The organism is Photobacterium indicum (assembly GCF_003026215.1).
Taxonomy (GTDB): Bacteria; Pseudomonadota; Gammaproteobacteria; order Enterobacterales; family Vibrionaceae; genus Photobacterium; species Photobacterium indicum.
This window is the reverse complement of the sequence record NZ_PYOC01000004.1, coordinates 49,923-61,742: the sequence shown is the minus strand read 5'-3', so window position 1 is coordinate 61,742 and position 11,820 is coordinate 49,923. Positions and strand designations below refer to the sequence as shown.

Annotated in this window: 10 protein-coding genes; 4 read left to right on the top strand and 6 right to left on the bottom strand. The window is 40.4% G+C overall.

Translation table 11 applies throughout. The features are described 5' to 3' along the window. Window positions 1-3 precede the first annotated feature (3 nt). Window positions 4-717 (bottom strand): NAD(P)H-binding protein, encoded by a 714-nt coding sequence (locus C9J47_RS13100; protein WP_107253941.1) that lies wholly within the window; start codon window positions 715-717, stop codon window positions 4-6. Between the two features lie 317 nt (window positions 718-1,034). Here C9J47_RS13100 and C9J47_RS13095 point away from each other — a divergent pair, with 317 nt between their 5' ends. Further along, a complete protein-coding gene (locus C9J47_RS13095) occupies window positions 1,035-1,682 on the top strand; it encodes a YecA family protein (protein ID WP_107254162.1) in 648 nt (215 codons plus the stop codon). Next, a complete protein-coding gene (locus tag C9J47_RS13090) occupies window positions 1,682-2,113 on the top strand; it encodes a (deoxy)nucleoside triphosphate pyrophosphohydrolase (RefSeq protein WP_245903456.1) in 432 nt (143 codons plus the stop codon). Before C9J47_RS13095 ends, C9J47_RS13090 begins: the two co-directional genes overlap by 1 nt. A gap of 79 nt (window positions 2,114-2,192) precedes the next feature. Here the strand turns inward: C9J47_RS13090 and dsbB are convergent, their stop codons facing one another. Beyond that, window positions 2,193-2,723, bottom strand: a complete 531-nt coding sequence (gene dsbB, locus C9J47_RS13085; protein WP_107253940.1) for a disulfide bond formation protein DsbB — start codon at window positions 2,721-2,723, stop codon at window positions 2,193-2,195. A gap of 103 nt (window positions 2,724-2,826) precedes the next feature. Next, complete coding sequence (gene nhaB / locus C9J47_RS13080; protein ID WP_107253939.1) at window positions 2,827-4,419, bottom strand: Na(+)/H(+) antiporter NhaB; 1,593 nt, start codon at window positions 4,417-4,419, stop codon at window positions 2,827-2,829. Between the two features lie 453 nt (window positions 4,420-4,872). Here nhaB and fadR point away from each other — a divergent pair, with 453 nt between their 5' ends. Beyond that, a complete protein-coding gene (fadR, locus tag C9J47_RS13075) occupies window positions 4,873-5,724 on the top strand; it encodes a fatty acid metabolism transcriptional regulator FadR (protein ID WP_107253938.1) in 852 nt (283 codons plus the stop codon). A gap of 107 nt (window positions 5,725-5,831) precedes the next feature. On the opposite strand, the gene C9J47_RS13070 is transcribed toward fadR, so the two are convergent. The 3 genes from C9J47_RS13070 to C9J47_RS13060 all read right to left on the bottom strand — a co-directional run bounded on the left by C9J47_RS13070 (window position 5,832) and on the right by C9J47_RS13060 (window position 10,681). Further along, on the bottom strand, window positions 5,832-7,361 hold the full coding sequence (locus C9J47_RS13070) for a SpoVR family protein (protein ID WP_107253937.1): 1,530 nt from the start codon (window positions 7,359-7,361) through the stop codon (window positions 5,832-5,834). 62 nt (window positions 7,362-7,423) lie between these two features. Then, on the bottom strand, window positions 7,424-8,695 hold the full coding sequence (locus tag C9J47_RS13065; RefSeq protein ID WP_107253936.1) for a YeaH/YhbH family protein: 1,272 nt from the start codon (window positions 8,693-8,695) through the stop codon (window positions 7,424-7,426). A 51-nt stretch (window positions 8,696-8,746) separates the two neighbouring features. Continuing rightward, complete coding sequence (locus tag C9J47_RS13060; protein ID WP_107253935.1) at window positions 8,747-10,681, bottom strand: PrkA family serine protein kinase; 1,935 nt, start codon at window positions 10,679-10,681, stop codon at window positions 8,747-8,749. 603 nt (window positions 10,682-11,284) lie between these two features. Between C9J47_RS13060 and C9J47_RS13055 the strand changes: the two genes are divergently transcribed. Beyond that, the gene (locus C9J47_RS13055; protein ID WP_011219262.1) at window positions 11,285-11,665 is read left to right on the top strand and encodes a VOC family protein; all 381 of its coding nucleotides are present in this window, start codon (window positions 11,285-11,287) and stop codon (window positions 11,663-11,665) included. Window positions 11,666-11,820 lie beyond the last annotated feature (155 nt).

The window sequence follows — 11,820 nt, the reverse complement described above, 5'->3', positions numbered from 1 at the left end:
GCGTTAAGCCGATTTATTCTTATCGTTCTTGTGTGATGACTTTTTTCTTTTTAATGCTTTTCCTGATATTACCTGTGTTTTTTTACTATCGGTATACTCAGGTTCTAAACTTAGGGTAAGCATATTACGGGCAACATCTTCAGCAGGAATGGGCTCTAAATTACCAAGAGGGCCCATCAAAAGAGGGTGGATCATTTCAAATAAACGTTGAACAATAATTTCATCTTTACGGGGTTTAGAACGTTCGCCCGTTAATGGCCCTGGTCTAACAAATGTGCAGCGAGCAAAGCCCATCTTGCTGAGTGCTTGCTCCATTTTTCCCTTACAGCGTAAATAGTGGGAAGGTGACCACGGGTGAGCACCAAGACTGGATACAACCGTAATATTTTTTACGCCCAATAAATGCATCGTATTAGCCACATCTTTGACTAATTGATAATCAATAGCTTCTAAATCTTTGCTGCTGCCAGCTTGCTTCGTCGTCGTGCCTAGGCAGATATAACCGTATGTTGGTGTATGATCTGTCTCGTTCCATGTTGTTACCCGTAGTTCTGGGTGAACAATTTGCGTGAGATTTTTACTGTGAAAAGGCAGTTCACGGCGTGACAAAGAATAAACGATATTAAAATGCTCGCAGGCCAGTAATTGATGAAGAAGTTCATCACCAACTAGTCCACTAGCACCCGCAATAATCGCACTCGCTTTTTCTTGACGCATTATGTTGTCCCTAACTACCAAAAAGAAAGACGTATGAAGTCATGTGGATATATATCTACCCAAGTTACCTCAATATGCTCGTTTCAGCGAGAATAAAACCAGTTTTGCCTTTATCTTCATCAAATTTCAATACTATTTATGTAAAATTGCAGCGTTGGTTGAAGATAAAGTTTAGTTGCACGCTTTGGTTTAACTATTTGTTAACGTTAGTGATGGGGTTATTAACGTAGAGTTTGCTGCCCTGTTCCTCGCATCCTCAGGTTGTTGAGGTATAATCGGGCTATATTGAGAACCGTATGATAGAACCGGAAAATAAAATGACAGATTTAATGACACTACCAGCTGATTGGGACGGCATGCCAGCCGCATTCATTGAAGGCGCACTTTTGGCTGCGAATGCAAACCCGAAGCCACTAGTTCCAGAAGCATGGTTACCAGTACTTATTAATGGTGGTGTGGTTGAAGAAGATCAAAAAGATGTGACCGATGAGCAGAAAAAGGCAATCCTTAGCCACTTTCAAATGCAGTATCAGTACATCAAAGCAGGTGAGTACGAACTACCAGAAAGTCTTGTGTGGAATGTAGAAGACGGGGTAAACGAATCGTTAGGACATTTTGCAGAAGGTTTCCTAAGTGTATGGCCTCAAATCGAACCTAACTGGGCCGAACAAGCTATTTCAGATGGCACTATGCGCATGTTGTCTGCGCTTATTACCACGATGATGCTGCTGCTTGATGAAGAAGATACATTAGCGCAAATGAAAGAGGCTGGAATGACAAGCCTACCAACGCCGAGCGATCTTTATCCTCAGGTATCACTTATGATTGGTGAAGTGGTAATGGCTGCTGATGAAATACAGCAGGGCGCGGGTGCACAAGCTGTAAACCCGTATAAAGAAACAGGCCGTAACGATGCTTGTTTATGCAATAGTGGTAAAAAATTCAAGCAATGTTGTGGTAAGTAATGCCGCAAAAAAATATGCGCAACACTGCGGAATCGGTAAGCATTAAACCGATTATTTTGGTTGTGGCTGGGGTGATTGAAAAACAAGGTCGTTATTTATTAGCGCAGCGTGTTGAACATGCCTGTCAAGGTGGTTTATGGGAATTCCCCGGTGGTAAAGTGGAAGAGGGAGAAACCCCTCAAGCTGCTTTAGAGCGAGAGCTAACGGAAGAGCTGGCTATTCAAACAACAACAGGTCGGTTTTTAGCTGACAGTGTGTTTGATCATGGCGATAAGATAATTCATTTGAAAGGATACCTCAGCCATTGGGAATCAGGCTCATTAGTTTTACACAGCCATCAAGCGAGTGTATGGGCTGAGTTAACGGAAATAAGCCATTATGCACTTTGCCCTGCAGACTATCCTATTTTAGAGGCCTTAGTCGCCAAATAGAGCACATTAAAAAAGGAGAACGTGATGTTCTCCTTTTTTGTTTAAACCGTTTAATGGTGTTTTATATCAATCTAGACATTTACATATCCAGAATGGTATTCGTCCTCTTACTAAAAAACTGAGCAATAACGATCAATGCTAATGCGACTAAATTACCTGCAAAGATAATAACGAGCCATTGTGGCATTGATTGCCCAAGGAAAGTCCAAACAACTTCTGCACAATCGCCGTAAGCTTCGAACATCCATGGAACCCATTTATTCAATGGTGCCCAATTAGGGAACTGTACAAAGAGATCACAGGTTGCAAAAGGTGAGGGGTTGAATTGATAACCCACATGTTCAATCGATAGCTGTAAGCCTCTTACTGCGCTGTAACCCCACGCAATAAGCCCAGCCCAACGAATGATGGCATATTGTGGAGCAATAGCGCCTAACAGTGCTGCAAACGCAATGCCCATCATGGCAACGCGCTCATAAATACACATTACGCAAGGCCCTAGTTTCATACCATGTTGGAAGAACAGAGCACTGCCCTCGAAAAAGACAATACACAGTAGTAACAGTAACCAAGATATACGGCTTTTTGAGAATGTGTTCAGAAATTGCATATGATGTTCTCTAAGCTAATTGAAGTCAAAAGTATAAAAGAAAGCCCTGACTAATCAGGGCTTTTACATTTCTATCAGACACTCATAATCGAGAATAATTCAATTAATGTCCAGCCGCAGGTGCAATCGTCGACATAACTTCACCCGTATTATGAACCAGCCAGCCCATGTCGTAGAACCATTCAGTCATTGGCAGAAGCATAAATTCGATACCTGCTAAGCCAACCAGTGCAAGTACAATAGTATAAGGCAATGCCATATATACCATACGACCATACGAAAGGCGGATTAAAGGAGCAAGTGCTGAGGTCAGTACGAACAAGAATGCAGCTTGACCATTTGGTGTTGCCACTGACGGTAGGTTTGTACCCGTGTTAATGGCAACCGCTAACATGTCGAATTGATCACGAGTAATCGCGCCATTGACTAAAGCAGATTTGACTTCATTAATGTAAACCGTACCAACAAAGACGTTATCCGACACCATAGAAAGTAAACCATTGGCGATATAGAACATCGTCATCTGTGCATTACCGTTAAGGGTCAGCACCCAAGAAATAATCGGTGTAAATAACTGTTGGTCAATGATTACAGCAACTACCGAGAAGAAAACGGCTAATAATGCGGTAAACGGTAACGCTTCTTCAAACGCCTTACCTAAAGCATGCTCTTCAGTAACACCAGTAAACGATGTAGCAAAGATAATAACAGTCAAACCAATCAAGCCTACTGCTGCTAAGTGCATGGCTAGACCGATAATTAACCATACTGCGATCAGTGCTTGCGCTGTTAATTTAGCGTAATCGATATTTGTACGGCTTTTGCGTTCTTCGTTATCATAATCGACCAAAATTCTACGTACGTTTTCAGGCAAATGTGTTCCGTAACCGCAAATTTGGAATTTTTCGACCAAAGCGCACGTCAATAATCCACACATAAAAACAGGAACCGTCACTGGCGACATGCGAAGAATAAACTCACCAAATAACCAACCAGCTTGGTCGGCAATAATCAGGTTTTGAGGTTCACCAACCATTGTCATTACGCCACCTAATGCTGTACCGATACCGGCGTGCATAAGTAGACTACGTAAGAATGAGCGGTAATTTTCCAGATCATCTCGGCTCACTTCACGCACGTGAGTATCTGTGGTGTGATCATGAGAAGTATTAGGATCTTGTCCTGATGCTACTTTGTGATAAATGCTATAGAAGCCGACTGTAACGCTGATAACAACGGCGATAACTGTTAGTGCATCAAGGAAAGCGGAAAGAAATGCAGCCATTAAACAAAAAGATAATGACAGCAGAATCTTAGAGCGAATACCAATCAGTATTTTAGTAAAGATATAAAGCAGTAGCTGCTTCATAAAGTAAATGCCAGCTACCATGAAGATCAGTAGTAGTAGTACTTCAATATTCGCAACCAGCTCATGTTTGACCTGAGCTGGGCTAGTCATACCGATAGCAACAGCTTCAATAGCTAATAATCCGCCAGGTTGGAGAGGGTAACATTTTAGTGCCATTGCTAATGTGAATATAAATTCGACAACTAACAGCCAGCCAGCAACAAAAGGATCAACTAAAAAGAAAACAAAAGGATTGATGATAAGAAAGGAAATTATTGTAATTTTATACCAATCAGGCGCTTTACCTAAAAAGTTCTTAATAAACGCGTTCCCTAGCGAAATAGCCATCTTTGGGGGTCTCTTATAGTGTACGTGTTAATAAATGAGCTGGGCGCGGCCTTTGTATCTAAATCAGACCTCTAAGCTAAACATCATATCTGGTTGATTAAATAGATGGTGTTTAACTTAAAGTAGGCAGCAGCGTCCATTCAGCTCCCATTATTTATTCGATGCTAACTGTACCGTTAGATCAGAATCAGTCAAGTTATGTAAGCTGATGTTACATAAATTACTCAGGTTTCACCTCAAAATGAGAATATTAATGTGCTAGAAACTCACGGTATGCAATTTACAGTTAAAAGTGTAAGCAAATGTTGCGCAGAATCAACTTTACTTAACATCCAGGCCTGAATGTGCATCTATAGCCAAGTTATAATCCTTTCTGTAATTTCGCCTATTCTTGAACTAGTGGTATGATGAGTGAATAAAATATAAACAAGAAGCAAATTGGATAGCATTTAAATGGTTATAAAGGCTGACAGCCCAGCAACGTTTGCTGAGAAATATATCATTGAGAGTATCTGGAATGGTCACTTTCCTCAGGGTTCGATTCTTCCAGCTGAACGTGAATTATCAGAACTGATTGGCGTAACTCGAACAACATTACGTGAAGTGTTACAACGGTTAGCTCGTGATGGATGGTTGACTATCCAACACGGTAAACCAACACGTGTGAATAATTATATGGAGACTTCAGGTCTTAGTATTTTAGACACTTTGATTACGTTAGACGGTCAAGATGTTCAGAGTGTACTTGAAGATCTATTAGCTGCTCGTACTGATATCAGCAGTGTGTTCATGCGCTATGCCGTGAAGGGTAACGGTAAAGAATCTAGTGAATTGATTGAGCATGTTATTCAATCATGTGAAGAACTGTTGAATGCAAATAGCTTTGCTGAATTCGTAGAAAACAGCGATGACAAGTTGCCACTTATGCAGCAAGTTAAGAAAATTGTTGATAAATATGGCAAAACGGATCCTGAATTGTGTGAAGCAGTTTGCCGTGCTCGTGCATTTAACTATTATGATTATCGTTTGTTCCAAGGTTTAGCGGGCAAATCAGGTAACAAGTTGTATGTATTGACGATTAATGGTTTGCGTAAAATTTACACCCGTGTGGGTGGTTATTATTTCATGAGCCCAGAAGCGTGCCAGTTAGCACTAGATTTCTACCGTGAAATGCAGTCTTACTGTGATAATAATCAACCGGAACATGTTGCCGATCGTTTAAAGAAATATGGCCGTGAAAGTGGTGCGATTTGGTACAGTAATCGTATCGAAATTGCACGTTACTTATACGAAGAAGAGCAGTAACTGTTCTTTAATTTAGATATATAAAAAGCCGAAGGTAATATTACCTTCGGCTTTTTTATTGTCTTCTTTACGTTATTTTTTACACATTCTGTAATATAAAATAGGCTTTATATTTCAGTGTTATATTGATTTTGAATAGGGCAAGTTGCCAGAATTTGTGTTCTGCCATCAGGCATCTCTTCTTCAAGCGTTACATCAAATCCCCAAATACGGTGCAAGTGTTTAATCACCTCATTATAGCTATCTGCGAGTGGTACACGATTGTGTGGTACATAACGAAGAGTTAATGAACGATCACCTCTAAGTGCCACATTCCAAACTTGAATATTGGGCTCATTATTACTGAGGTTGTACTGAGAGGATAACTTTTCACGGATGGCACGATAGCCTTCTTCATTATGAATCGCATCGACTTCCACATAGTTGTGTCTGTCATCATCATTGACGGCAAAGAGTTTAAAATCCCGCATTAACTTCGGCGAAAGATACTGGCTAATAAAGCTCTCATCTTTAAAATTTCTCATCGCAAAGTGTACGGTTTCTAACCAATCTTTACCTGCAATATCAGGAAACCACTGTTTATCTTCTTCTGTTGGTTTTTCACACATACGTCGAATATCTTGGAACATAGCGAAACCAAGGGCATAAGGGTTAATGCCGCTGTAGTAAGGACTATTATATTCAGGCTGTGCCACGACATTGGTGTGACTGTGAAGAAACTCCATAATGAAACGATCAGTGACTAATCCATCGTCATAGAGGTGGTTCATGATGGTGTAATGCCAAAACGTCGCCCAACCTTCGTTCATGACTTGGGTTTGTTTTTGCGGGTAGAAATATTGACTAACTTTACGCACAATTCTAACTATTTCTCTTTGCCAAGGCTCTAGCAAGGGGGCGTGTTTCTCGAAGAAATAAAGAATGTTTTCTTGGGGCTCAGAAGGGAAGCGAACCTCTTCTGAATGGTTTTCTTTTTCTTCGTTTACCGGAATTGTGCGCCATAGTGAATTTACTTGAGTTTGTAAATAATCTTCACGTGCTTTTTGGCGTGCAGTTTCTTCTACTAATGATATTTTTTGTGGTCGTTTATAGCGATCTACACCGTAGTTCATTAATGCGTGGCAAGAATCGAGTAGTCTTTCGACATCCTCGACGCCATACCTTTCTTCGCATTCTGTTATGTATTTACGGGCAAATAAAAGATAATCAATGATCGAACTTGCGTCTGTCCATGTCTTGAATAAATAGTTACCTTTGAAGAAAGAGTTATGACCATAACATGCGTGCGCCATGACTAACGCCTGCATAGTGATGGTGTTTTCTTCCATTAGATAAGAGATACAAGGGTCTGAGTTTATAACAATTTCATAAGCCAGACCCATTTGACCATGCTTATAGCCACGTTCTGTTTCGATAAAACGTTTACCAAATGACCAATGATGGTAATTAATTGGCATGCCTATACTGGAATAAGCATCCATCATTTGTTCAGCTGTGATGATCTCTATCTGATTGGGATAGGCATCTAACTGATAATGGTCAGCAATACGTTTGATTTCTACGTGATACTGTTCAAGTAGGTCAAAAGTCCAATCTGGACCATCACTGAGTGTTTTTGTCTTTGTGGTTGTAACCATATAACACACTCCCCAAAAGCGCTTATTGACATTAAAAACGAATCATCAACACGTGTTAGCCACTAGCTGACTTGTTTTTTAAATAGCTCCCTGAATACAGGGAAAATGTCATCCACAGTCCTTATGTTTTGCATTGCAAAGTTGGCGTGAGTTCCTTGCAGTGCTTCGTATTCTCTCCAGAGCGTTTGATGTGCTCGTCGAGTTATTTCGATATAAGAGTAATAACGGGTTACTGGTAGAATCTCTTTATTGAGTAATTCACGACAGCCTGGCGAGTCATCAGCCCAGTTATCACCATCAGATGATTGAGCCGCATAGATATTCCATTCAGCAGGGGAGTAACGCTTTTTGATGATGTCATTCATCATACGTAAGGCGCTGGATACAATCGTGCCCCCAGTTTCCTGCGAGTAGAAAAACTCGTGTTCATCGACTTCTTTAGCTTGTGTATGGTGGCGAATAAAGATCACATCTACATTCTTGTAGGTTCGATTTAAAAACAAGTACAGTAAAATATAAAAGCGTTTCGCAATGTCTTTTGTGGCTTGATCCATCGAACCAGAGACATCCATTAAGCAGAACATAACAGCTTGGCTGCTTGGCTGAGGACGACGCTCATAGTTTTTGTAGCGTAAGTCAAAGGTATCAATAAACGGCACACTGCTTATTTTCTTTTGCAGTGCCTCTATTTCGTCTAGAATTTTCTTTTCTTCAAATGGTTGTGCAGGTTCAGTGGTCTGTAACAAGTCTAGGGCTTGTTCAAATTCACGTAGCTGTCTGCGTTTTCCTGCTGTCATTGCAGTTCGGCGTGCTAACGAATTTTGTAATGATCGTACTATTGCAATATTCGACGGTACACCGGCTGATTTATAACCAGAACGAAATGTCTTCCATTCAACAATTTTATTGAGTTGGTTCTTTTGAAGGTTTGGTAATTCCAAATCTTCAAACAGCAAATCAAGATATTCATCTTTCGATATTTGAAAGACGAATTCATCCTCTCCTTCACCATCTTGGCTAGCTTGACCTTCACCTGCGCCACCTTGCCCACCCCCACTAGGGGGGCGTTCAATACGATCGCCGGGGCTAAATTGGTCGTTGCCTGGGTGAACAACATTACGTTGTCCACCACGGCCCTGATGAAAGCTTGGCTCTCTGATATCGCGAGAAGGGATAGTAATATCTTCCCCGCTCTCAACATCGGTGATCGAGCGCTTATTGACCGCATCCGCAATTGATTCTTTAATTTGCGATTTATGGCGGCGTAAGAAGCGCTGGCGGTTCACCGTGCTTTTATTTTTACCATTGAGCCTGCGGTCTATAAAATGCGCCATAAGCTCTCCCCCTGTTTATTTATCCTACCGCGTGTTTATCAACTTCTGTATTTATGAAGACTTACGTACGCGTAGATACCATTCAGATAACAACCGTACTTGTTTGCGGGTGTAACCCTTTTCCATCATTCGAGCGACAAAATCATCATGTTTCTTTTGTTCATCTGTTGATGTTTTGGCATTGAAGGAAATAACAGGAAGCAGTTCTTCTGTATTTGAGAACATTTTCTTCTCAATTACAGTGCGCAGTTTTTCATAGCTGGTCCAATTTGGATTTGTTCCTGCATTGTTAGCTCGTGCACGAAGTACGAAGTTCACAATCTCGTTTCGGAAATCTTTTGGATTACTGATCCCAGCAGGTTTTTCAATTTTTTCCAATTCATTATTCAATGCTGAACGGTCAAATAGTTGCCCTGTATCTGGGTCGCGGTACTCTTGATCTTGAATCCAAAAATCAGCGTAACTCACATAGCGATCAAAGATGTTCTGACCGTACTCAGAGTAAGACTCAAGATATGCGGTTTGGATTTCTTTTCCAATAAACTCAACATATTTCGGAATCAAATAACCTTTCAAAAATTCAAGGTACTTTTCAGACAGATCTTGCGGGAATTGTTCACGCTCAATTTGCTGTTCAAGTACGTAGAATAGATGCACTGGGTTCGCTGCAACTTCAGAGTGATCGAAGTTAAAGACTCGGGATAGGATCTTAAAGGCAAAACGAGTCGATAGACCGTTCATTCCTTCATCGACACCTGCGTAATCACGGTACTCTTGGTACGATTTTGCTTTAGGGTCGGTATCTTTTAATGTTTCACCGTCATAGACACGCATTTTTGAATAGATGCTTGAATTTTCAGGCTCTTTCAAACGAGAAAGTGCTGTGAATCGAGCAAGGATTTCTAGCGTGCTAGGTGAACATGGCGCTGAAGATAGTTCACTGTTTTGCAGTAGTTTTTTGTAAATTCTGATTTCTTCCGAAACACGTAAACAATAAGGCACTTTCACGATGTAAACACGATCGAGGAAGGCTTCGTTATTCTTATTATTTCGGAATGTTTGCCATTCAGATTCATTAGAGTGAGCCAGAATGATACCGTCAAACGGCAGTGCTGATAAACCTTCAGTACCGTTGTAGTTGCCTTCCTGTGTGGCTGTTAGTAGAGGGTGCAGCACTTTTAGCGGCGCTTTAAACATCTCTACAAATTCCATCATCCCTTGGTTAGCTTTACACAAGGCACCTGAGTAACTGTATGCATCAGGATCATCTTGTGAGAAGTGCTCAAGCTGGCGAATATCTACTTTACCCACTAAGGCTGAGATATCTTGGTTGTTTTCATCACCAGGCTCAGTTTTAGCAATACCGACTTGATCTAGAATAGATGGACGTACCTTGATAACTTTAAATTTGGTGATGTCACCGCCAAATTCATGCAAGCGTTTTGCTGCCCAAGGAGACATAATGCTATTTAGATAACGATCTGGAATGCCATATTCTTTATTAAGAATATCGCTATCTTCATTTTTATCGAATAAGCAGAAAGGGTGGTCATTAACGGGGCTGCGTTCACCGTTTGCCGTTAAAATATAGATGGGTACTTTTTGCATTAAGCTTTTTAGCTTTTCAGCTAATGATGATTTACCGCCACCTACAGGGCCAAGTAAATACAAAATTTGTTTACGCTCTTCTAGGCCTTGTGCTGCATGCCTTAAGTAGGAAACAATTTGTTCTATCGCATCTTCCATGCCATAGAAATCTTCGAATGTTTCGTAGCGTGAAATCACACGGTTAGAGAAAAGTCTGCTCAAGCATGGATCTTGAGCGGTATCGATCATTTTTGGTTCACCGATGGCCATAAGCAGACGTTCTGCTGCGTTCACATATGAACTACGGTCATTACGGCAGATCTCAAGGAATTCTTGCAACGAAAGCTCTTCATCCTTGGCTTCTTCATAGCGTTGACGATAATGGTCAAAAATACTCATGGTATGCCCCCTGAATCGTTCTTTAATCAATTAGAAAGGACGAAAACAAAAAACTTTCACATCCCTCATATCTAAGACTAGACCTAACTGATCAAAATGCTGCACTGAGTTGTTGGTTTTTAAATAAATTTCCTTTTTTCTTTCATTTCGCTAGCTTGTATATTTCTTGTTCACAATCTTACTATCCTCTTAAAAAATGGGAGATGCAAGCAAGATTGTTAGCAAAATGTAACTGAACTTCGCTGATATTCAGTATTTGTTCTATCAATAGTCGTTAACATCATTTAATTAATATATCTTGGTTTTATATGCTTTATTATCGATATTCTTTAATTGAATAAAGCCTTTGACGTCGATTTTATGGAGTATTACTGCGTTTTGAAGGCTGTTCGTATAATGATAAGAAATGTACTTTTACCTGTTTGTGTGATTTTTTGTGCTATACGAATGAATTTATTTGTCTATTTTTGAGAGTGAATAAAAAAATACATTGAATTGGCTGTATTTTTCTTTGTTGATGCTTATTTTTCGAGCGAAATCAACAACCCTGTTTTAAGCTTGAGAGATAGAAAAATAAAAAGTATAGATAGGGGATTTTGATTTATGGGTATTTCACGTGTTGATACAGTATCAATTCCTGTTTCTAATCAGGGTCAGTCATTGTTATTTTATCGTGATGCGTTGGGCTTTGAATTAGTACGTGATCATCATGCAAATAATAAGAAACGCTGGATTCAGCTCGCACCTAAAGGCGCGGAAACAACCATTAGTTTAGTGGTGCCATTTGCTGGAATGAAAGCGGGTTCTGTACAAGGCCTGGTGGTTAAAACTGATGATATAACATCAACTTATAATGAATTAGCGGATAGGGGGGTGAGCTTGTCTGAGATTGTGTCACTTATTGGCGGCCGCTTTGCAACGTTCACGGATCCAGACGGCAATGGTTGGGTACTCATTGAAGCAACATCGCATATGATGGCTTAATGAGCATTGCTTATGTCGTGGATAATTTTCTTTTTCATCGAAGATAGCTGTAATCAAAGACGTTTGAAATCTGATTGTGAGTTTTTAGCATGTCGGTATTAAAAAGCCGCACAGCTATGCGGCTTGTTTAACTGAATATTACAGCTCAGTGGTGT

Coding starts and splice junctions, on each gene's coding strand:
- C9J47_RS13100 (WP_107253941.1), bottom strand. CDS start 717: ATGCGTCAAGAAAAAGCGAGTGCGATTATTGCGGGTGCTAGTGGACTA.
- C9J47_RS13095 (WP_107254162.1), top strand. CDS start 1,035: ATGACAGATTTAATGACACTACCAGCTGATTGGGACGGCATGCCAGCC.
- C9J47_RS13090 (WP_245903456.1), top strand. CDS start 1,682: ATGCCGCAAAAAAATATGCGCAACACTGCGGAATCGGTAAGCATTAAA.
- dsbB (WP_107253940.1), bottom strand. CDS start 2,723: ATGCAATTTCTGAACACATTCTCAAAAAGCCGTATATCTTGGTTACTG.
- nhaB (WP_107253939.1), bottom strand. CDS start 4,419: ATGGCTATTTCGCTAGGGAACGCGTTTATTAAGAACTTTTTAGGTAAA.
- fadR (WP_107253938.1), top strand. CDS start 4,873: ATGGTTATAAAGGCTGACAGCCCAGCAACGTTTGCTGAGAAATATATC.
- C9J47_RS13070 (WP_107253937.1), bottom strand. CDS start 7,361: ATGGTTACAACCACAAAGACAAAAACACTCAGTGATGGTCCAGATTGG.
- C9J47_RS13065 (WP_107253936.1), bottom strand. CDS start 8,695: ATGGCGCATTTTATAGACCGCAGGCTCAATGGTAAAAATAAAAGCACG.
- C9J47_RS13060 (WP_107253935.1), bottom strand. CDS start 10,681: ATGAGTATTTTTGACCATTATCGTCAACGCTATGAAGAAGCCAAGGAT.
- C9J47_RS13055 (WP_011219262.1), top strand. CDS start 11,285: ATGGGTATTTCACGTGTTGATACAGTATCAATTCCTGTTTCTAATCAG.